This is a genomic window from Pigmentiphaga sp. H8 (assembly GCF_003854895.1).
In the GTDB taxonomy this organism is placed as follows: domain Bacteria; phylum Pseudomonadota; class Gammaproteobacteria; order Burkholderiales; family Burkholderiaceae_B; genus Pigmentiphaga.
This window is the reverse complement of the sequence record NZ_CP033966.1, coordinates 2,534,968-2,556,400: the sequence shown is the minus strand read 5'-3', so window position 1 is coordinate 2,556,400 and position 21,433 is coordinate 2,534,968. Positions and strand designations below refer to the sequence as shown.

Sequence of the window (21,433 nt, the reverse complement as noted above, 5' to 3'; positions counted from 1 at the left end):
CGTTTGCCATATTCAGCGGCTTGCGGTTCCTCCCTACCATCCCCTGCACGAACCCCTGATCTCATCCGGACAGCGGTTCAACCAGTCCGCGCCGCACGGCCCACCCTCGTCCATGCAGGATGGTCCGCGCGCCGCGTATTCATGCCATGCGCCCCCTGGGGGGGAACATAAGGGAGCACGACAATGAAACTGTTTTCCAGGAATGGATTGATGGCGCTGCTGGTGGCGGGATTCCTCGCCGGCTGTGGCGGCGACGGCTCGGTCGCGTCGAGCGGCGGCGGTGGAGGCGGTGGCGGCACCCCTCCGCCCCCTCCCCCCGACCCCTATGCCGACAGCACGGCCAAGCCGCCCGCGACGATCACCGACCCGACCATCACGGCGGCCGGTACCGTCTCGGCCAGGACCGATGGCAGCGGCCTGTACGACATCAACGTCGCGGGCTTCGCGGCGCCTACCGCCACGACCTTGTCGGCGCGGCAGTTGTCCATGCGCTCCGGTCCCAACAAGTTCGCGGCCACCCGCGCGAACCTGACCAAGGCAGCCGTTCCTGACCTGGACACCGACGACTTCGTCGTGGTCGAAGGCGGCATCGTCAAGGGCCACACCGTGCGCCGCATCGGCGAGGACTCCACCCGCGCCAAGGCCGACATCGTCTTCGTGTTCGACACGACGGGCAGCATGGGCGGCGCCCTCGACAGCGTGCAGTCGTCCATCATCGAGTTCGCCGACTTCCTCGGCAAGAGCGGGTTGGACGTCCAGCTGGGCGCGGTCACCTTCGGCGATGCCTTCGACACCAAGGTCACGGGCTCGACGCGCATCGGCACCGGCAGCACCACGCCGCCGCCCTTCGATAGCAGTGAGCGTCAGGTCTTCGCGCCCACCACCGACTTCACCAAGTTCAAGCAGTTCATTACCGAAGAAACCGCCACGGGCGGCGGGGACGGCCCCGAGAACGCGGTCGGCGCCCTGCAGTTCGCGTTCGACCATACGCCGTGGCGCACCGGCGCCCAGCGGGTGCTGATCGTCGTCACCGACGTCGTGTCGCACAACGGCGGCAGCTACACCGGCGCCAACATCAGCGGACGCTGGATCCCGCCCACCGCGGCCGACCTCATCACCAAGCTCAAGGGCAAGGCCGTGGTGCACGTGGTGTCGCCCGCCATCGGCGATCCCGGCATCCACACCGACATGAAGGTCTTCGCCGGCACCGAAGGCACGGGCGGCGCGTATTTCGAATGGGACGAACGGGAGTTCAGCCTGGTCGACCTGCCCATCGCTGAAGTGGCCGCCGGCGGCTACATCATCACCTATCGCGCCAAGGCCGATGGCAAGGCCAAGACCCTGCGCGTGGTGATCAATGACGGCGCCGGCATCCGGGGCGAAATCCTCTTGCCGGTCGAATACTGACCCCCCTACGCGCTTACGCGCGCCCCCCAGGGGGCGATGCGGGTGGACCGGCGGAGCCGGATCCACCGCATCCTGGGTCTGAGCGGAGGTGTTTCGGGGCGGAGCACCGCATGCTTGCCTTGATCCACGACGCCGCGGGTACGGGGTGGGCCATCCCAGTGTTGGGTGCAGTCATTTGCCGCTCTGTCGAGCGGCTTTTTCTTATGGGGCCACGGCGTCGCCCGGGTAACCCAGGCGATGGGACAGGGTTTCGGCGGCCTGGCGGACGGCGGCGGCGATGGGGCCGGCGGGATCGGAGTCGAAACGGGCGCTGTTGCCCAGGGCGGTGATGGCCAGCACCATGCGCGAGTCGTAGTCGAAAACGGGCGAGCTGACCGAGTCCACGCCGGGCAGGACGTCGCCGGTGACGCGGCCCACGTGCAGCGCGCGCACGCCGTCCAGCAACTCCGCGACGTCGCGGGCGTTCGAGGGATACGCGCCCTCGGCGGCCCGCTCCTTCAGTTCTTCATCGACCAGCGCGGCCGTCAGCGACGGCGCCATGAAGGCGGCGAATACCCGTCCGGTCGCCGACGACAGCAGCGGCAGGACCGAGCCGGGACGTACGTTCACCATGACCGGACGGGGCGAATCGCGCCATTGCACCACGGTGGGACCGCGATTGCCCCAGACCGCCGCCAGCACGGTCTCGCCCAGCGCGTTGCTGAGTTCGTCCAGCAGCGGCGTGACCAGCCGGACGGCGTCCAGCGAGGCCAGGCTGGCCAGGCCGATGCGCAGGGCCCCGCGCCCTAGGCTGTAGCGCCCTTGCGCATCCTGCTCCACATAGCCACGCTTGATGAAGCTCGCCAGGTAGCGGTGCACCTTGGCCGGATGCATGTCGGCCGCCAGGGCGATTTCCTTGAGCATCATGGGGCGGATGACGTCGGCGAAGGCGTCGAGCACCGTCAGGCCCGTTTCCAGTGCCTGCACCCCGCTGCCGCCGCGCGCGGGCGCCTCGTCCTCGCCTGCGTTCGCGCTTCCCTTGGTCGCCACGCCGCCCCCGCAAAATTACGTTTAACGTAATCCTAGCACGCATGACGTAATTACTTGACGCCGTCGCCAACAAAAATTACGCTTAACGTAAATGCGTTACTTTCGACGTAAATTTTTGATCCCACCCCGCAGACGATCATGACCACGACCCCTCATCCCGCCGAAACTGCCACCAGCACCGGCTACATGTCGGGCTTCGGCAATGAATTCGCCACCGAAGCCTTGCCGGGCGCCCTGCCCGTGGGACGCAATTCCCCCCAGCGCGCGCCCTACGGGCTGTATGCCGAGCAACTGTCAGGCACGGCCTTCACCGCGCCGCGCAGCCACAACCGCCGCTCGTGGCTGTACCGGATCCGGCCCGCCGCGGTGCACCTGCCGTTCGAGCCCATGGAAAGCCCGCGCCTGGTGGGCGACTTCAGCCAGGTGCCGCCCACTTCGCCCAACCAGTTGCGCTGGGATCCGCTGCCCATGCCGCAGGCGCCTACCGATTTCGTCGACGGCTGGGTCACCATGGCCGGCAACGGATCGGCCGATGCCATGCAGGGCTGCGCCATCCACCTGTACGCCGCCAACCGCTCCATGCAGGACCGCTACTTCTACAGCGCCGACGGCGAACTGCTGATCGTGCCCCAGCAAGGGCGCCTGCGCATCGCCACCGAGCTGGGCGTGATCGACCTCGAACCGCAAGAGATCGCGGTCGTGCCGCGCGGCTGCCGCTTCCAGGTGTCGCTGCCCGACGGCGAGGCGCGCGGCTACATCTGCGAAAACTTCGGCGCCCTGCTGCGCCTGCCCGACCTGGGCGTGATCGGCTCGAACGGCCTGGCCAACCCGCGCGACTTCCTGACCCCCTGCGCCAGCTACGAGGACCGCGAAGGCCGCTTCGAGCTGGTGGCCAAGTTCGGCGGCCGCCTGTGGCGCGCCGCCATCGGCCACTCGCCGCTGGACGTGGTGGCCTGGCACGGCAGCTACGCCCCCTACAAGTACGATCTGCGGCGCTACAACGCCATAGGCTCGATCAGCTACGACCATCCCGATCCGTCCATCTTCCTGGTGCTGCAGGCGCCCAGCGACACGCCGGGCGTGGATTCGCTGGATTTCGTCATCTTCCCGCCGCGCTGGCTGGCCGCCGAGGACACCTTCCGCCCACCCTGGTTCCATCGCAACGTGGCCAGCGAGTTCATGGGCCTGGTGCACGGCGCCTACGATGCCAAGGCCGAGGGTTTCGTGCCGGGCGGCGCCAGCCTGCACAACTGCATGACCGGCCACGGCCCCGACGGCGACACCTTCGAGAAAGCCTCGCGCGCGGACACCTCCCAGCCGCACAAGGTCGGCGATACGATGGCGTTCATGTTCGAGACCCGGCACGTCATCAAGCCCACCCGCTACGCGCTGGACACCGCCCAATTGCAAAGCCAGTACTTCCAGTGCTGGCAGAACCTGACCAAGCATTTTTCCCCGGAGACCCGATGAATCCCGCCGATCCCACGATCGCTCCCAGCCTGAGAAGCTGGGTCGAGTCGGCCAATGCCGCCGACAGCCACTTCCCCATCCAGAACCTGCCCTACGGCGTGTTCAAGCCGTCCGCCAGCGCCGACGCCCGGGTGGGCGTGGCCATCGGCGACCAGATCCTGGACCTCGCCCGGCTCGAACAGACGGGACTGCTGCGCACGCCCCGCCCCCTGTTCGCCACCGGCAGCCTGAACGCCTTCATGGCCGCCGGCCGGGAAACCTGGCGCAGCGTGCGCGGCCAGCTCGGCACGCTGCTGGCCGCCAATACGGCCACCCTGCGCGACGACGCCGCGGCGCGCGCCCAGGCGCTGGTGCCGCAGGCGGGCGCCACGCTGCTGCTGCCGGTCGAGATCCCCGGCTATACCGACTTCTATTCGTCGAAGGAACACGCGACCAACGTCGGCGCCCTGTTCCGCGATCCCAAGAACGCGCTGCTGCCGAACTGGCTGGAGATCCCCATCGGCTACAACGGCCGCGCCTCGTCGGTGGTCGTCAGCGGCACGCCGGTACGGCGGCCCAACGGGCAGATCAAGCTTCCCAACCAGGAGAGGCCGGTGTTCTCGCCCTGCCTGAAGCTGGACTTCGAACTGGAAACCGGTTTCTTCGTCGGCGTGCCCAACGGCATGGCCGAACCGGTGTCCAGCGACGAGGCCGAATCGCACATCTTCGGCATGGTCCTGCTGAACGACTGGAGCGCGCGCGACATCCAGGCCTGGGAATACGTGCCGCTGGGCCCCTTCAATTCCAAGGGCTTCGCCACGACCATTTCACCCTGGGTGGTCACGATGGATGCCCTGGCGCCCTTCCGCACCCGGCAGCCCCGGCAGGAACCCGAGCCCCTGCCCTACCTGCGCCACGACGGCCAGCACGCCTTCGACATCCAGTTGGAAGTCTCGCTGCGCCTGCAGGGCCGCGACCAGGCGTCCTCCATCGCCCGTACCAACTTCAAGCACATGTACTGGACGATGGCTCAGCAACTGGCGCACCATACGGTGTCCGGCTGCAATACCCGGGTGGGGGACCTGATGGGGTCCGGCACGATCAGCGGGCCCGACGCGGGCTCGTACGGATCGCTGCTGGAACTCACCGGCAACGGCAAGCATCCGGTGGACATCGGCGGGGCGACCCGCGCCTTCATCGAGGACGGGGATGAAGTCATCCTGACCGGCTGGTGCCAGGGCGACGGCTACCGCGTGGGCTTCGGCTCGTGCGCCGGCACCATCCTGCCCGCCCTGCCCCAACCCTGACAACCCCAAGGAGACAAGCATGAAAAGCACGTGGACGACGGCACTGGCGGCTTCGGCGCTGGTCCTCTGGACCGGCGCGGCCGCTGCGGCCGACGCCTATCCCTCCAAGCCCGTCCGTTGGATCGTTCCCTACGCGGTGGGCGGCGGTTCCGACTTCCTGGCCCGCACCATCGGCGCCCAGTTGTCCGAGCTCATCAAGCAGCCGGTCGTGGTGGACAACAAGCCCGGCGGCAACACGGCCATCGGCGCGGTCGAGACGGCGCGCGCCGCGCCCGACGGCTACACGGTGCTGTCGGCCGACAACGGCACGCTGGTGTTCAACCCCGCCCTGTACAAGAACCTGAGCTACAACCCCACGCGCGACCTGGCGCCCGTCACGCTCATGGGCAAGTTCCCCATGATCCTGATCGTGGGCCCGAACACCGAGTTCAAGGACGCCAAGGACTTCATCGCCAAGGTCAAGAGCCAGCCGGGCAAGTACAGCTACGCCTCGGCCGGCGCGGGCAGCCCGCACCACCTGGCCATGGAACTGCTGAAGGAACGCACCGGCATGCGCATGCTGCACATCGCCTATCGCGGCGCCGCGCCCGCGCTGGTCGACGTGGCCGGCGGCCAGTTGCCGGCCATGATGACCGACCTCGCGGCCGGCAACGCCTTCATCAAGGGCCACAAGGTCCGCCCGCTGGCCGTGGCCAACCCCACGCGCCTGCCGCAGCTGCCCGACGTGCCCACCTTCGCGGAACTGGGCATCCAGGGCGTGGAAGCGTCGGCCCAGGTCGGCATGGTCGCTCCCGCGAACACCCCGCCCGAGGTCATCGCCACCCTGCAAAAACAAGTCACCGCCGCCATCAAGACCCCGGCCGTGAACAAGAAACTGGTGGAATTCGGCATCGAGCCCGTAGGCAGCACGCCCCAGGAATACGCCGCCCTGGTCAAGAGCGAAAGCGAGCTCTGGCAAAAACTGATCCGCGATCTGAAAATCACCCTGGACTGATCAGCTACCCCCAAGGATGCGGTGGATCCGGCTTTGCCGGTCCACCCGCATCGCCCCCTTGAGGGGGCGCCCGAAGGGCGTGGGGGTGGGCTTCCCTTCCGGTCCACCCGCATCGCCCCCTGGGGGGCGCGCGTCAGCGCGTAGGGGGGATCAAGCTAATGCGTCGGGATAGGGGCTGGTGTCGATGTGATGGAGCATGTCGCGCGCCAGGGCCTGCATCATGTCGGCCTTCACGCCCGCGTATTCGGCATCGTCCCACAGGTTCCTGGCCTCGATGGGATCGCGCTCCAGGTCGTACAGCTCGCCCCACTCGGCGCCGTCGTAGATGGTCAGGCGATAGCGGTCCGAGCGCAGGGTGCGGCAGCGGATGCGCGCATCGAAGCCCAGGATGACGCGCTGGCCCTCTTCCTCGATCATCAGGTGTTCGCGCACGCGCTCGGCCTTGCCGGCCATGACGTCCAGCAGGCTCTTGCCCTGGATGCCGTTGAAGCCCGCCACGCCGGCCCGCTCCAGGATCGTGGGCGCGACGTCGATGGTGCTGGCCAGCGCGCTGCCGGCGCCCCGCGCCGGCAGCGCGGGGTCGTGCCAGATGAACGGCACACGCACCAGGCCGCGGTAGTGGATGGGCCCCTTCAGCATCAACTGATGGTCGCCCAGGTAGTCCCCATGGTCGCTGGTGAAGATCACCACCGTGTCCTGGTCCAGCCCCAGCCGTTTCAGCGCCGCCAGCACCCGGCCGATCTGGTGGTCGATGTTGGTGATCGATCCGTAGTTCAGCGCCAGCGCTTCCTTGGCCTCGCGCTCGGTGCAGGCGAAGATGGCGGGCGTGTGCTTGACCGCCTTGCCGCCGTCGCGCTGGCGGTACAGCCATTCGACGTGGGGCAGCGGCGCCTCGCCGGTGTGGAAGGACGGCGGCAGCGCCATCTCGTCGGGGTCGTACATGTCCCAGTACTTGCCCGGCGGCGTGAAGGGATGGTGCGGATCGGGGAACGAGCACTGAATGAAGAACGGCTGGCTGCCGGCGCGCTCCAGGCGCTCGATGGTACGGTCGGCGATGTAGGCGCTGGGATAGAGTTCCTCGGGCACCGCCGTGCGCCAGGCCTGGCCGAACGAGGTCAGCACGTAGTCCGGCGCGGGCGTGGCGGCCTTCGGCCCGATCAGGGCCTCGACCTCGGGATGGTGGCGGCGCAGCCACTGGCGGTAGTGGCCATGGACCGAGTCGCTGTGGTCGTCCACCAGGTCCACGTCCTCGAAACCGTAGAACGGATAGTCGAGATCGTAGCCCTCCCGGGTCAGCCACTTGTTGCGGTTCTCCTGGTCGTAGCGCCCGGGCCCGCGCACCTTCGCCTCGCGCGCCAGCCGGTCGGCGGGATTGGGCGGCCAGGGCGGCGGGTTGTCCGTCATGTTCTGGAAATGCGCCTTGCCCACCAGCGAGGTGCGGTAGCCGGCCTGGCGCAGCACGTCCACGAAGGTGGCCGATTGCAGGTCGAGCGGGATGCCGTTGTGGCGCGCGCCATGGGCCGACGGATAGCGGCCGGTCAACAGGCTGGCGCGGTTGGGCATGCAGATGGGGGTGGCGACGTGCATCTCGTCGCCGCGCCAGCCGGCGGCGGCCAGCGCGTCCAGGTTGGGCGTGGCGACGACCCGGTTGCCGTAGGCGCCCAGGTGATCGGCGCGATGCTGGTCGGTGATGAACAGCAGGAAATTGACGGGGCGTTGCGATTGCGGCATCGGGGATTCCATCGAGGCGTTGTCGTCCGGGCTCATTCGGCGGTGGCGCCGGAAATCTGCACCGCCCGCTTCCACTTGGGCATCTCGGCGGCGATCTGGCGGCCCATGTCGGCCGGGCTCATCGGATGGGGCACCATGCCGAGATCGGCCATGGTCTGCGCGAAACCGGGCTTGTCCAGCGCCTTGCGCACGTCGGCGTTCAGGCGGTCCACCACGGCGGCGGGCGTGCCGGCCGGCGCGGTCAGTCCCATCCATGACGTCACCGATACGTCCGGCGCCACGTCCTTGAACAGCGGCACGCCGGGCAGCGTGGGGAACGGCTCGGGATTGGCCACGGCCAGCACGCGCACCGCGCCCGACTTGATGAACGGCGCCGCCGGCGCGATGCCGCCCATCATCAGCGGCACGTGTCCGGCCGCCAGGTCGGCCATCGCGGGGCCGGCGCCCTTGTAGCCCACGTGCACCACGTCCAGGCGGGCGGCCGCCTTCAGCAGCTCCATGCCCATGTGATGGACCGTGCCCGACCCGGGCGAGGCATAGCTGTACTTGCCCGGTTCCTTGCGGATCAGGGCCACCGCTTCCTGGAAATTCGTCGCCGGGAACGATCGGTGCGCCAGCAGCACCACGACGTTGTCGGCCACCATCGCCACCGGAGTGAAGTCCTTGATCGGATCGTAAGGCAATTGCTTGAACAGGAAGCTGTTCACGCCGTGCGTGTTCGAGGTCGCCATCAGCAGCGTGTAGCCGTCGGGCGCGGACTTGGCCACCGCCTCGGAAGCGATCAGGCCGGACGCGCCGGGCTTGTTCTCGACGATGACGGTATAGCCCTGCTGCTCGGCAATCACGCGCGCCAGTTGCCGCGTCATCACGTCCACGGCGCCGCCCGGGGCGAAGGGCACGACGATGCGCACGGGCCGGGACGGAAAGGCCGCCGGCTGCGCGGCGGCGGTCGCGGCGAACGTGGCACAGGCCGCGACGAGAATACGGGTCGCACCCATGTTGTCTCCTTGCATGATGGATTTGTGCCGGGAGTATGGATGCCCGGGCCCAGGCTGGATAATGACTAATGGGCCCGCTGTCATGAATTCTGGTTATTCCGGCCGCCCGCCCCCGCGGCCTGCCTGAGGCAGGACAGGAAATCCTCCAGCACCGGCGTTGGCATCGTGCCGGCCCGCCGCAGCACCCCCACCGTGGCCCGGCGCCCCAGCGCCAGGGGCAGGACCTTCAGGCGTTCCAGCCGGGACAGCGCCAGCACCACGGCATCCGACATCACCGCCAGCATCTCGTCGTCCTGCAGCAGCGAGGCGATCAGCACCACCGACGAGGCCTCGATGGCCGCGCGCGGCAGCGGCTCGCCCACCGCTGCCAGCGCCAGCTCCATTTCGCGCCGCAGGGGCGTGCCGGCCTGGGGCATCGCCCACGGATAATCGCGGGCCTGGGCCCAGGTCACCTTGCGCAGCCGCGCCAGCGGGTGGCCGCGGCTGGCCACCACGCATATTCCTTCCTCCTGCAGCGGCTCGGCCACGACCGCGGGATCGACGGGCGCCTCGATGCGGGACACGATGCAATCCAGCCTGCCTTCCTTGAGCTGGGGCAGCAGCTTTTCCAGCGAGTTCTCGTGGACGACGGTGCAGATGCCCGGCCGCAGGCGGCGATAATTGCCCAGGCACGCGGGCAGCAGCCCGCTGGTCCCGATGGGCGTGGTGCCGACCAGCAACTGCCCGTCCGAACCGTCGCTCATCGCGCGCAGCGTCTCGCCGGTGCGTTCGAGTTCCCCCAGCACCGTCCGCGCATGCCCGACCAGCGTGTCGCAGAAGCGCGTGGGCACCAGCCCGCGCGAATGCCGCTCGAACAGCTCCACGCCCAGGTCCGTTTCCAGTTCGCGCAGCCATTTCGACAAGGCGGGCTGGGTCATGTGCATCCGCGCCGCGGTCAGGCTCAGGTTGGCCGTCTCGTGCAGAGAGACCAGCACATACAGTTGCCTGACACGCAGGCGTTGAATCCAGTCCATGAAAGCTCCGCACCCGACGACGCCTCATTCTGGCACAGCCCGGAGCGGACACGGCCGCTATGCCGCCTGCGGCGCCATGGGCACGAAGGCATCGCAATAGAAGCGGTCGATGGCCAACCCCCGCTCGTGCACGAAGCCCTGGCGCGCCGCGCTGATCATCGCGGGCGCGCCGCAGGCATAGACCTCATGGTCGGCCAGCGAGGCGAAGTCGTCCAGCACCGCCTGGTGGACGAACCCCTGGCGCCCCTGCCAGCCGGCGTCCGCCGGGCTGTCGGACAGCACGGGCACGAAGCGGAACCAGGGATGCTTGTCGGCCCACTTGCGCGGCAGGTCCGCCAGGTACAGGTCCTCTTCCCGCCGGGCGCCCCAGTAAAGCGTCATGGGCCGATCGAGCTTGCGGCGAATGGCGTCCTCGACGATGGACTTGATGGGCGCGAAGCCGGTGCCGCTGGCCACCAGCACCGCGGGCCGGCCGGTCTCGCGCAGATAGAAGTCGCCGAACGGCAGCGACACGTCCAGGAACTGGCCGGCCTGCACCGACTCCGCCACGTAGCCGGAGAACTTGCCGCCGGGGACGTGGCGGACGTGCAGTTCCACGCCGTCGCTCTGCTGCGGCGGGTTGGCCATGGAGAAATGGCGGACGGCGCCGTCCGCCATCCGCACGTGCAGGTACTGCCCGGCCTTGAAGCGCACCCGCGTGCCAGCGGGAAAGCGCAAGTGCAGCACCGTCACGTCGTGGGCGGCGCGGGCCAGCCGGTAGACCTTGGCGGCCACGGTCTTGCTGGCGGCCGGATCGCGGCGTTCGATGTCGCGCACCGCCACGTCCAGGTCGGAACAGGGCCGGGCCTGGCACAGCAACGCCCCGCCCTCGCGCCGTTCGTCCTCGTCCAGCACGCCCTGGCCGGCCCCGCCACGGACGTCCCCCCGCACGATGCGCCCCCGGCAACTGCCGCAGATACCGGTGCGGCAGGAGTACGGGATCTCGTAGCCGGCGGCCAGCGCGCCGTCCAGGACGGTCTGGCCGTCCTCGCAGGGAAATTCGATGTCTCGTTGATCGATGCGTATGGTGTATTGCATGGATTCCATCCGGTCCGGCGGACCTAGTGATCGGCCAACCCGGCCAAGAGGCGCACGGTGCGCAGCACGGCCGAGGCATCGGCCGTGCCCTGGCCTGCGATGTCGAAGGCGCAGCCGTGTCCGACGCTGCTGAAGCGCACGCCGCCGCCCAGCGACAGCGCGCTGGCCTGCCGGGGGCTCAGCAGCTTGACGGGAATGTGGCCTTGGTCATGGAACATGGCCAGGTACACGTCGTGCCCGCGCTGCGCCAGCATCAGGTCGGCCCCTTGCGGGCCGTCCACGTCCAGGCCCATGGCGCGCAGGCGCGCCACCGCGGGCTCGGTAATAGCCTGGTCCTCGCCGCCGAACAGGCCGCCCTCGCCCGCGTGCGGGTTGATGCCGAAGACGCCCAGGCGCGGCCGTTCGATGCCTATCGCACGCGCGCCGTCTATGATGGCAAGCGCCGCGTCCACGACCAGTTGCGTATCCAGCCGGGCCAGCGCCTGGCGCACCGGCTCGTGCAGCGTCACGTGGCCGATCCTGAGATCGGGCGTGGCCAGCATCAGGAACACCCGGTCGGCCGGCGTCCCGGTCAATTGCGCGATCAGCCCCGGATAGCCCGAGAACGGAATGCCGGCCCGCGCCACCGACGTCTCCGAATGCGGACAGCCGACCACGGCGTCGACCAGCCCGGCCCGGGCCAGGCGCACCGCTTCGCGGACGTAGGCCACCATGGCCGCGCCCGCGCCGGCGCGCACCTCGCCCGGTGCGTACTCCGCCTGCGGCAGGGCCGCCACGTCGACCCACGGCAGTTGATCCGGCAGGCGCACCGCGCCCGGCTCGAAGGCCGTCAGCGCCATGCCGGGCGCATGGCGGGCCACCTGCTCGCGCAGCACGAAACCATCGCCCACCAGCACGCAATCGACCGGCTCGCCGCGCAGCGCACGGGCGGCCTTCACCGCGATCTCCGGACCGATGCCGTTGGCATCGCCCAGCGCGATGGCGATGCGCTTGCGCGCCCTTTCCCCCGGTGGTCGGACGGCTCCGCTCATAGCGGTATCGCCAGCAAGGTATCGATGTTCCGGCTGTCGCAGATGGCCAGCCGCCGGGCGAACCTGAGCTGCCCGTCCGCGCCTTCGACCACGCGGTCCAGGTAGCGGCCGGACGCGAACACCTCGGTGGCGCCATCGCGCATGATGCGCACCACGATGAAGGGCGTCTCGACGCTGGCCGCGCCATCCTCGATGCCCAGCACGAACGGCTGGCCGACGATGTGGCGATAGCGGTGGCGCTCGTAGACGTTGGCATCGCGCAGCGCCGACACGCGGTCGTGCAACATGGCGCGCGTGTCGGCGTAGATCACCCCCGCCTCCATGCCGGCCGCGTGGTTCTCGGCGGTATTGACCACGTACAGGCAGCGCTCCTCGAAGAACGCCGGCCAGGCCTCGACCTCGTCGTTGTCGATGCAGCGCGCGTAGGCGGCGTTCAGGATGCCCAGCCGCTCTTGGGTGAATTCGGCCATGCTTCAGATCTCCATGTAGCCGCGATAGGCGTTCCAGAATCCGCGCACCGACGCTTCGGTGGTGCGGTTCTCCTGGGTCTCGATGCCGCCGCCGCCCATCTCCAGCACGGCCTCCTGATCGCGGCTTGCCGCGATGCCGCGCTGCACGAAACCGCCCACCGCGCCATCCTCCATGGACACGAAGCCCGCCGGCCCCGTCAGGTTGGATTGCCTGAGCCGCATGCGCCGCAACTCGGGCGTGTCGTCCTGGAAGCCCAGGTAGGTCCAGTTCAGCACCGTCCGGTCCAACCCGTCGGGCAGGATCTGGCGCACGGCCAGGGTGTTCTGGATCTGCGCCAGCACGAAACCGGGAAACACCGACAGGATCTGCAAGGTCACGCCGTCGCCGAACTCGTCGCAGCCGTCCAGCATGCTGGGGTCGGCCAGCGCGTAGCCTTCCATGTCCGACCGCAGCTTCTCGGCGCTGTATTCGGCGCTGGCCTGCGGCTGGTGAGCGACCTTCGAATAGCTGACGTGGTGGGCGCCGCTTTCGCTCACGATCACCCCGCCCTTTTGCGACAGGCGGTTGATGTTGAAGGTGGTGAAGAACACGTGCAGCAGGCTGGCATGGTAGGAGTCCTTGACGTTCTCCATGTACAGCTTCCAGTTGTTCGGAATGGTCTGCTTGAAACGGCCGATCACCTCCACCGGCTTGCACAGCACGCGCTCGATGCGTTCCAGGATCTCCTCGCCCAGGTACTCCTCGATCGGCGGCACGTCCTCGTCCAGGCTGCCGAACACCATGCCCGCCACGCTGGCGGTGCGCAGCTTGCGCGGGTGATGGTCCTCCATGCGGAACTCCGGCGGCATGCCGCCCTTGCCGTTCACGCCCTGCTGGAACGCGACGCCGCGCAGGTTGCCCTGCAGGTCGTAGCGCCAGGCATGGTAGACACAGGCGAAGTCGCGCGTCTGGCCGCCGTCGTCCAGCGCGATCAGCGCGCCGCGATGGGCGCAGCGGTTCTCGAAGGCCTGCAGTTCGCCGTCCTCGTCGCGCGCGACGATCACCGGCATGTCGCCCACGAAGGTGGTGCGATAGGCGCCCGGCTCGGCAATCTCGGCCTCCAGGCACAGGTAGTTCCAGGTCGGCCCCTGGAAGACGCGCCGCTGCTCGGCGTCGTGGATTTCCTGGTCGCGGTAGAGCCAGTAAGGCACGCGGGTCAGGCCGGGCTCCCAGGTCCGGGGTTCTCGGGTGTCGCTGTGGGACATGGACTTCCTCGTTGCTGCAAGCATCAGTTGATGGTGACTTCGGCCGTGTCGATGGCCTTCTTCCACTTGACGCGTTCGGTCCGCATGAACTCGGCCATCTGGGCCGGCGTGTCGCCTGCCACCTCGGCGCCCTGCTCGATGAATTTCTGCCTGACGTCCGGCATCTTCAGGACCTCGACGATGGCGGCGTTGAGCTTGCGCGCCACCTCCGGCGGCGTACCGGCCGGCGCGACCACGCCGAACCAGGTGCTGACGTCGAAGCCGGGCAGCCCCGACTCGGCCAGCGTGGGCGTCTTGGGCAGCAAGGGGCTGCGCTGCGCGCTGGTCACGGCCAGGATGCGCAGCTTGCCCGATTCGTGCTGGCGGAAGGTCGAGCTGATGTTGTCGAAGAAGGCATCGACCTGGCCGCCCATCAGGTCGGCCAACGCCGGCGCCGTGCCCTTGTACGGCACGAACACGAAGTCCAGGTCGGCCTGGGCCGCGACCAGCGCGCCGGTCAGGTGCGAGGTCGTGCCGTTGCCCTGGGTCGCCACCGTGACCTGCCCGCCGTTCTTGCGGGCATAGCCGATGAATTCCTGCGCCGACTTCACCGGCAGCGCGGTCTTGACCGCCAGCACGTTGGGCACGCGCGCCAGCACGGCCACGGGAGCGAAGCGCTCGGGATCGAAGGGCAGGCTCTTGTACAGATACTGGTTGATGACCAGCGGCGCCGGCGGCGTGGCCAGCAGCGTGTAGCCATCGGGCGCCGCCTTGGCCACCATGTCGGCGCCGATGTTGCCGCCCGCGCCGGGCCGGTTGTCGATGATGACGGGCTGGCCCCACGCCGCGTTGAGCTTTTCGCCGATGATGCGCGGCAGCACGTCGGCGGTGCCGCCGGCCGAATAAGGCACGACGATGCGTATCGGACGATTGGGGAAGGCGCCCTCGTCGGCCTGGGCCGGGCTGGCGATCACCGCCCATGCCGCGATGGCACAGGCTGTCCATGCTGGTTGTCTCATCCTTGACCTCGTTGGGTTAAACTCGAACAGAAAGTCGCAAAGCGAACGTTAGTTCGGCAATATCCGATGATCAAGAAAAGTGGTTAGAATGTTCGCAAAACGAACATTCCCTCGACCATGAGCACCGTGCCCGAACCCCGCAGCAAGGAAGACAAGGAATACGTGGCCGGCCTGGAGAAAGGCCTGGCCATCATCGAGGCCTTCGGCCTGCGCAGCGGCCCGCTCACCTTGAGCGAAGCAGCCGAGATCACCGGCCATCCGCGCGCCACGGCGCGCCGCTCGCTGCTGACGCTGCAGCGGCTGGGCTACGTGGAAAGCGACGGCAGGTATTTCCGGCTGGCGCCCCGCGCGCTGCGCCTGGGGCACGCCTATGTCAGCTCCAGCCCCCTGCCCAAGCTGGTCCAGCCGGTGCTGGAAACCATCAGCGAGCGCACCAAGGAATCCAGTTCCCTGGCCGTGCTGGACGGCGGCGAAGTCGTGTTCGTGGCGCGCGCCGCCACCCGCCGCAGCCTGTCGGACGGCCTGAGCATGGGCTCGCGCCTGCCCGCCCATTGCGCCGCCACCGGGCGAGTGCTGATGGCCGCCCTGCCCGACGAGGAAATCGCGCGCCTGCTGGGCCGCATGCCGCGCCGCGCGCTCACGCCGCGCACCCGCACCGGGATTCCCGAGCTGACGGCGCTGCTGGAGGAAACGCGGCGCCTGGGCTATGCCACCAGCGACGAGGAACTTGAACTGGGCCTGCGCTCCATCGCCGTTCCCATCCAAGACCAGACCGGACGCACGGTCGCGGCCATGAGCCTGGTCGCGGCCACGGGCCGCTATACGCTGGAAAAAATGGTGGAGATCCTGCTGCCGGAGCTGCTGGGCGGCCGCCGGATGCTGAGCGCGATGCTGTAACAGTGCCTAGGCCACCGCCTGCTTCACGCGGTCGCGCCCCGCCAGCTTCGCCAGGTACAGCGCCCGGTCGGCCCGGCGGAACACGTCGTCGAAGTCGCGATCGCGCGGCTCGCAGCTGGCCACGCCGGCGGAAATGGTGATGGGTACCGGCGCGCCGTCGATGCTGAAGCGGCTGTCCGCCACGGCGACGCGGATGCGCTCGAGCGCCGCGGCGGCCGCCGGCAGGTCCAGGTCGTCCATCAGCACCACGAACTCCTCGCCGCCGGTGCGCGCGACCAGGTCTCCCTTGCGGGCCGCCTGCTTCAGGCAATCCGCGGCGAAGGTCAGCACCTCGTCGCCCACGCCGTGGCCGTAGGTATCGTTGATCGCCTTGAAATGGTCGATGTCGATCACGCCCACGGCCAGCCCGACGCCGGTCTCGCGCGTCCGGCGGAACGCCGTGTTCCCGTCCGCCACCAGCGTGCGCCGGTTCGGCAGGCCGGTCAGATAGTCGGTGGCCGCCGCGATCTCCAGCTGGCGCTTCACGCGTTCGGCGCACAGCAGCACGAACGCCGTGGTGCCGATCACCGGCAGCAGCGCCACAAACATGGGCGAGATCAGATTGATGCCGTAGTCGTTGGTCGCGATCGTGGTCTCGCGCGGCACGTCCAGATGCAGGTAGACCACGAGCCGGCCGAGGACGTAGATGACGACCAGGCCATAGATCACGATCAGCATGCGCCGGCTGCGCGACTCGTCCTCCGCGCGCATGGCGTGCAGCAGCCACATCGACCGGAGCAGCAGCAGCGTCCAGGCGGCCGACAGCAGCTCGACGCGGCAGATGAAGCACGGCTCGATGGCCGACAGCCAGAACGTGCCGGCCACCGCGACCAGGGCGATCGCGACGTCCGCCGGCGACGAACGGCGGCCGTAGAAGCGTTCGAACGCCCGGTGGTAGGCGCCCAGGCCGGACAGGAGCATGCCGTTGGCCAGGGTGACCATGATCGGCAAGGGCATGATGTTGCCGAACGCGAAGAAGCCGCTGCCCAGGGCGACCAGGGCCGTTCCGGCCTGCCAGCGGATCGCGGCGGGCCTCAGCGTCCCGGGAAGATCGCGGTAGACGTTCGCCAGCACGGCGCCGTTGGCCAGCACCATCAGCGCAACCGTCACGAAGACCGACTTGGCGTCCATTCCCTTGCGCTTCCTCCGGCCTAGGGATCGCCGACGGGCGGCATCATGTCGAGGACGTCGGACAGGCCGCCGGCGTCGCATGCCTTGCCGAAATACCAGCCCTGGAGCAGGTCGCAGCCCATGCGGGCCAGGAGCCTGGCCTGCTCCGAGGTTTCCACGCCCTCGGCCGTCACGGTCTTGCCCAGGCTGTGCGCGATGTCGATGATGCCCCGCACGATGGCCTGGTCTTCGGCCGACGCCACCAGGTTGGCGACGAAGCTGCGGTCTATCTTCAACCTGTCGATGGGAAGCAGGCGCAGGTGGGTCAGCGACGCATGGCCGGTGCCGAAGTCGTCCAGCGCGATCTCGACGCCGGCCTCGTGCAGGCGGCGCAGGCCGTCCTCGACCCGCTTCTGGTTCAGTCCCAGGAACATGCTTTCCGTGACCTCGACGCAGAATCGGTCCGGACCGATCCCGCTGTCGCGGAACAGCGCGAAAAAACGATCCAGGAAGACCTCGGAACGAAAATCGGAGTTCGTCAGGTTGATCGCCACGCGGCCGAGCCGGATGTTCCGCGCGTACAGTGCGTCGACGTCGCGGAACACGCGTTCGAGCATGAACATGCCCAGCGCCGCGCGTACCGCCGGATCGGCGAAGCCTTCCTGGAACGCGGCGGGCGGCAGCAGACCGCGCTGCGGGTGGCGCCAGCGCATCAGGGCTTCCAGCGCGACCTTGCCGCCCGGCGCGACCGGAACGATGGGCTGGTAATGCAGTTCGAAGGCCTCGCGGCGCAGCCCCGTCTCGATCTCGGCCAGCAGCTCGGACTTGCGCTCGGCGGTTTCCCTGAGCGTGGGCTCGAAGCATTCCAGGCGATCGCGGCCGAGCGACTTGGCATGGTAGAGCGCGAGGTCGGCCGCCCGGAACATGCTTTCGCTGTCCTCGCCATGGCCGGGATACACGGAAACGCCCAGGCTGGCCGAACACCGCCGCGACGTCTCGGCGATGCGCAGGGGATCGCGCACGCGTTCCAGCGCCCGTTCGAACACCGCGGTGGCTTCGTCGTCGGTCGCGCCGGTCAGCACCAGCCCGAACTCGTCGCCCCCCATCCGCGAGACCGACAGGCGGGCGTCGCCCATCGCGCCCAGCCGCCGGGCGACTTCCCGCAGCAATTCGTCCCCGGCCAGGTGGCCGAAGAAGTCGTTGATCTCCTTGAAGGCGTCAACGTCCATCAGCCCCAGGTGGAACCCCGTGCCGGCCCGCCGGCATTCGCCCACCAGCGACGCCACGTGGTGGTGGAACCAGCTGCGATTAGGCAGCCCCGTCACCGGATCGACGTAGGCGATGCGCCGCAGGCTCTCCTTGCTGCTCCTCAAGGCGTCCTCGAGCAGCTTGCGCTCGGTGATGTCCAGGCAGATCGAGGTGTAGCTGTCCACCGTCCCGTCCTGCAGGACATGCGGCACGATGGTCGTTTCCATCCAGTAGAGCGAACCGTCCTTGCGCTGGTTGCAGATCTCGCCGTGCCAGACCCGGCCTTGCGCGATCTCGCGATACATGGCGCGGAAGAACGACGTGCCGTGCAGGCCCGACTTCAACATGCGGTGATTGGAAGCCAGCAGCTCCTGCCGGGAATAGCCGCTGATCTCGCAGAACCGCGCATTGACATAGGTAATCGTGCCCCGGGCATCGGTACTGGCCACGATGGCGGCACAGTCCAGCGCGTAGCGTATGAAATCCGTGTCCGGCTCGAGGCCGCCCGGGAACCTCGCGTCGTTGGCGGGTTCCCTCGTGCCGACTGTCCGCCGGCTGTTGTTGTACTGCGGGGGCACGCGCTCCCTCCTCCACGGCTGGGCCGTTTTCCCCTCCGGACGCGCAAGGCCGGTCCGGCGCGGTCGGGAAAAACGGTCCGCCCGATATTCTATTGACTGGAATGCCCCCATGATCCAGGAAATGACGCTTGTTTTCCATCGCCACGTGCTAGGCGCGACGGCCGACAGGCCCGGCCGGCACGGGCATGGCGGCGGATTCCGGTATGCTTGACGCCCTCAGAACGAGGAGACATCCCATGTTCCGCAAATGTCTTGCCATCGCCGCACTGGCGCTGGCCGCCACCGGCGCCCACGCCCAGGCCTATCCGTCCAAGCCCATCCGCCTCCTGATTCCCTTCCCGCCGGGCGGGGGCACCGACATTCTTTCCCGCCTCGTCGCCACCCGGCTGGGCGAATCCGAGAAATGGACCATCGTGGCCGAGAACCGCGCCGGCGCGGGCGGCACCATAGGCATCGCGGCGGCCGTGCGCGCGGCGCCCACCGGCTACGAGATGGTGATGGGCCAGAAGGACAACCTGGTGGTCGCGCCCTGGCTGTACAAGAGCGTGGCCTACGATCCGACCAAGGACCTGGTGGCCGTGGCGCACGTGGGCTACACGCCCATCGTCATCGTCACGCAGGCCAATTCGCGCTTCAAGTCCCTGGCCGACGTGGTCGCGGCGGCCAAGGCCGAGCCCGGCGCCATCACCTATGGGTCGCCCGGCAGCGGCACCACCATCCACCTGGCCGGCGAGATCTTCAAGGGCGCGGCGAAGATCGACATCCGGCACATCCCCTACAAGGGCTCGAACGCCGCCATGATGGACGTGCTGGCCGGCAACGTCGACCTGCTGGTGTCCTCCGTGCCGTCGGCCATGGCGCAGATCCAGTCCGGCAAGCTGCGCGCCCTGGCCGTCACCAGCGCCAAGCGCAGCACCTCGCTGCCCGACGTGCCCACCGTCGCCGAGCTCGGCTACAAGGGCTTCGACGTCAGCACCTGGTATGGCCTGTTCATGCCGGCGGGCACGTCCAAGGAGATCGTCGCCACCGTCAACACGGCGGTCAACAAGCTGCTGGCCCAGCCCGAGACCCGCGATGCCATCCACGCCCAGGGCGCCGAGGCGCAGGCCATGTCGCCCGAGGAATTCGCCCAGTTGCTCAAGAGCGACTACCTGAAGTGGAAGGACATCGTGCGCGCCGCCAACGTCACGGTGGAATGAGGCCGCCAGCCGGTTGAAACAGGCTGCAATACCTGCATGGCCCGGTGGGGGTGGCGCGGCCATGCGCGAGGCATAGAATCAATGCAACGCCCGTGTTCCGGGCGCTGCACTGCCTCAAGGAGATCATCATGGCACCCAGTCGCCTGCTGGCGCATCTGCTGACCGGTATCCTGCTCGCGGCCTCGGCCGCGACCTACGCGCAGGGCGGGCCTCCCGGCGGACGGCCCGGCGGCGGCCATGGCCCCGGCGGACCGGGCCACCCGGGCATGAATCATCCCGGACAAGGTCCCGGCCACGACATGGGACGCGGCCCGGGCCGGGCACCCGGCCACGGCCACCGCGGGCCGCAGGGCCCCGGCCCCGGAGACCCCGCCTATCGACACTGGTCTAAGGGCGATCGCGTCCCCTACCCCTATCGCGGGCCGCAGTACGTGGTGGACAACTGGCGCGGCCATCGCCTCTCCCCGCCCCCGCGCGGCTACCACTGGATCAACGTCGGCGCCGACTACTTCCTGGTCGGGGTAGCCACCGGCATCGTGCTCCAGGCCATCCTCAATCCCTAGCCCTGCACGGCACACCTCCCGCGCCACCGCCGCGGGAGGCCTTCGCCGCGCAGGGCCCTAGTCCACCCGCACGCCCGCCGCCTTCACCAGTTTGCCGAAGCGCTCCGTGTCGGCGCGCACCAATGACGCGAACTCCTCCGGCGTCCTGGTTTCGGTTCCATCCACGCCCATCTTCACCAGTTGCTCGCGCACGTCGGGCGCCGCCATGGCCTTGGCGATGCCGTCGTGCAGGCGGTTGACGATGGCGGCCGGCGTGCCCTTGGGCGCGAAGACGCCGTACCAGGTGGCGAAGCGATAGTCGGGCAGGCCCGACTCGGCCACCGTGGGCAGGTCGGGAAACTCCGCCAGCCGGCGCGCGCCGGTCACCGCCAGCGCGCGCAGCTTGCCCGTCTTCACGTAGGGCGCCGTGGTCGGATAGGTATCGAACCCCACCTGCAAGCGCCCCGCCAACAGGTCGGGCATGGACTGCCCGGTGCTCTTGTACGGCACGTGCAGCAATTGCACCCCGGCCATGCTCTTGAACATCTCGCCGGCGATGTGGGGCGTGGTGCCGCTGCCGGCCGACGGGAAGCTGAGCTGGCCCGGATGCGCCTTGGCGTAGGCGATCAGTTCGGGCACGCTGTGCACCGGCACGGAAGGATGGACGGCGATGAAGTGCGGCACCGATGCCGTCAGCGTCACGGGCGCGAAGTCCGTGGCGGTGTCGTACGGAATGTTGTTGAACAGATGCGGCAGGATGGTGTTGACCGACACCACTCCCATCATCAGCGTATAGCCGTCGGGCGGCGCCTTGGCCACGATGCCGCCGGCCACGATGCCGCTCGCGCCCGGCTTGTTTTCCACGACGACCGACTGGCCAAGGATCTCGGACAGCCTGGGCGCGATGACCCGCGCCACCACATCGGTCCCGCCACCCGGCGCGAATCCCACCAGCAGCCGGATCGGCCGGCTCGGAAATGCGTCGTCCTGCGCCCGGGCGGACGGGGCAGCGCCCAGTGCCGCCACCACCCCCACCCCCACCCCCAACATACACCGCAGTAATCGGTTCAT

Annotated in this window: 19 protein-coding genes; 7 read left to right on the top strand and 12 right to left on the bottom strand. The window is 68.7% G+C overall.

What is annotated here, in order from left to right:
* Window positions 1-183: 183 nt before the first annotated feature.
* Window positions 184-1,407 carry a vWA domain-containing protein gene (locus EGT29_RS12170; protein ID WP_124689246.1) on the top strand — a complete coding sequence of 408 codons (1,224 nt, stop codon included), beginning with the start codon at window positions 184-186 and terminating at the stop codon, window positions 1,405-1,407.
* 201 nt (window positions 1,408-1,608) lie between these two features.
* Here the strand turns inward: EGT29_RS12170 and EGT29_RS12165 are convergent, their stop codons facing one another.
* Window positions 1,609-2,436: an IclR family transcriptional regulator gene (locus tag EGT29_RS12165; protein ID WP_124689245.1), complete on the bottom strand. Its 828-nt coding sequence runs from the start codon at window positions 2,434-2,436 to the stop codon at window positions 1,609-1,611.
* 138 nt (window positions 2,437-2,574) lie between these two features.
* Between EGT29_RS12165 and hmgA the strand changes: the two genes are divergently transcribed.
* From hmgA to EGT29_RS12150, 3 genes are read left to right on the top strand one after another with little or no spacing between them, the layout of a single operon-like run.
* Entirely contained in the window at window positions 2,575-3,906 is a 1,332-nt protein-coding gene (hmgA, locus tag EGT29_RS12160; RefSeq protein WP_124689244.1) for a homogentisate 1,2-dioxygenase, read from the top strand.
* Entirely contained in the window at window positions 3,903-5,192 is a 1,290-nt protein-coding gene (gene fahA / locus EGT29_RS12155) for a fumarylacetoacetase (protein WP_124689243.1), read from the top strand. The genes hmgA and fahA overlap by 4 nt, the downstream gene beginning before the upstream one ends.
* Window positions 5,193-5,211: 19 nt before the next feature.
* Window positions 5,212-6,186: a tripartite tricarboxylate transporter substrate binding protein gene (locus EGT29_RS12150; protein ID WP_124689242.1), complete on the top strand. Its 975-nt coding sequence runs from the start codon at window positions 5,212-5,214 to the stop codon at window positions 6,184-6,186.
* A 150-nt stretch (window positions 6,187-6,336) separates the two neighbouring features.
* Here EGT29_RS12150 and EGT29_RS12145 read toward each other — a convergent pair whose 3' ends face one another.
* The 8 genes from EGT29_RS12145 to EGT29_RS12110 all read right to left on the bottom strand — a co-directional run bounded on the left by EGT29_RS12145 (window position 6,337) and on the right by EGT29_RS12110 (window position 14,749).
* Window positions 6,337-7,917: a sulfatase gene (locus tag EGT29_RS12145; RefSeq protein WP_124689241.1), complete on the bottom strand. Its 1,581-nt coding sequence runs from the start codon at window positions 7,915-7,917 to the stop codon at window positions 6,337-6,339.
* 32 nt (window positions 7,918-7,949) lie between these two features.
* Window positions 7,950-8,915, bottom strand: a complete 966-nt coding sequence (locus EGT29_RS12140; RefSeq protein ID WP_124689240.1) for a tripartite tricarboxylate transporter substrate binding protein — start codon at window positions 8,913-8,915, stop codon at window positions 7,950-7,952.
* Between the two features lie 80 nt (window positions 8,916-8,995).
* Window positions 8,996-9,928 carry a LysR family transcriptional regulator gene (locus tag EGT29_RS12135; protein ID WP_124689239.1) on the bottom strand — a complete coding sequence of 311 codons (933 nt, stop codon included), beginning with the start codon at window positions 9,926-9,928 and terminating at the stop codon, window positions 8,996-8,998.
* Window positions 9,929-9,985: 57 nt separating this feature from the next.
* Complete coding sequence (locus EGT29_RS12130) at window positions 9,986-11,005, bottom strand: 2Fe-2S iron-sulfur cluster-binding protein (protein ID WP_124689238.1); 1,020 nt, start codon at window positions 11,003-11,005, stop codon at window positions 9,986-9,988.
* Window positions 11,006-11,028: 23 nt separating this feature from the next.
* Window positions 11,029-12,036: a PdxA family protein gene (locus EGT29_RS12125; RefSeq protein ID WP_124689237.1), complete on the bottom strand. Its 1,008-nt coding sequence runs from the start codon at window positions 12,034-12,036 to the stop codon at window positions 11,029-11,031.
* On the bottom strand, window positions 12,033-12,506 hold the full coding sequence (locus tag EGT29_RS12120; RefSeq protein ID WP_124689236.1) for an aromatic-ring-hydroxylating dioxygenase subunit beta: 474 nt from the start codon (window positions 12,504-12,506) through the stop codon (window positions 12,033-12,035). The genes EGT29_RS12125 and EGT29_RS12120 overlap by 4 nt, the downstream gene beginning before the upstream one ends.
* A gap of 3 nt (window positions 12,507-12,509) precedes the next feature.
* On the bottom strand, window positions 12,510-13,751 hold the full coding sequence (locus tag EGT29_RS12115) for an aromatic ring-hydroxylating dioxygenase subunit alpha (protein WP_124689235.1): 1,242 nt from the start codon (window positions 13,749-13,751) through the stop codon (window positions 12,510-12,512).
* A 23-nt stretch (window positions 13,752-13,774) separates the two neighbouring features.
* A complete protein-coding gene (locus EGT29_RS12110) occupies window positions 13,775-14,749 on the bottom strand; it encodes a tripartite tricarboxylate transporter substrate binding protein (protein WP_124689234.1) in 975 nt (324 codons plus the stop codon).
* A 117-nt stretch (window positions 14,750-14,866) separates the two neighbouring features.
* On the opposite strand from EGT29_RS12110, the gene EGT29_RS12105 reads away from it, so the two are divergent.
* Window positions 14,867-15,646: an IclR family transcriptional regulator C-terminal domain-containing protein gene (locus EGT29_RS12105; RefSeq protein WP_124689233.1), complete on the top strand. Its 780-nt coding sequence runs from the start codon at window positions 14,867-14,869 to the stop codon at window positions 15,644-15,646.
* Between the two features lie 6 nt (window positions 15,647-15,652).
* On the opposite strand, the gene EGT29_RS12100 is transcribed toward EGT29_RS12105, so the two are convergent.
* Window positions 15,653-16,816, bottom strand: coding sequence for a GGDEF domain-containing protein (locus tag EGT29_RS12100; protein ID WP_124689232.1), 1,164 nt, complete (start codon window positions 16,814-16,816; stop codon window positions 15,653-15,655).
* Window positions 16,817-16,836: 20 nt separating this feature from the next.
* Entirely contained in the window at window positions 16,837-18,621 is a 1,785-nt protein-coding gene (locus tag EGT29_RS12095) for a bifunctional diguanylate cyclase/phosphodiesterase (RefSeq protein ID WP_161567802.1), read from the bottom strand.
* 236 nt (window positions 18,622-18,857) lie between these two features.
* Here EGT29_RS12095 and EGT29_RS12090 point away from each other — a divergent pair, with 236 nt between their 5' ends.
* Together EGT29_RS12090 and EGT29_RS12085 are read left to right on the top strand one after the other, a co-directional pair.
* Window positions 18,858-19,820 carry a tripartite tricarboxylate transporter substrate binding protein gene (locus EGT29_RS12090; RefSeq protein WP_124689230.1) on the top strand — a complete coding sequence of 321 codons (963 nt, stop codon included), beginning with the start codon at window positions 18,858-18,860 and terminating at the stop codon, window positions 19,818-19,820.
* Between the two features lie 128 nt (window positions 19,821-19,948).
* A complete protein-coding gene (locus tag EGT29_RS12085) occupies window positions 19,949-20,383 on the top strand; it encodes an RcnB family protein (protein ID WP_124689229.1) in 435 nt (144 codons plus the stop codon).
* A 57-nt stretch (window positions 20,384-20,440) separates the two neighbouring features.
* On the opposite strand, the gene EGT29_RS12080 is transcribed toward EGT29_RS12085, so the two are convergent.
* Complete coding sequence (locus tag EGT29_RS12080) at window positions 20,441-21,433, bottom strand: tripartite tricarboxylate transporter substrate binding protein (protein WP_124689228.1); 993 nt, start codon at window positions 21,431-21,433, stop codon at window positions 20,441-20,443.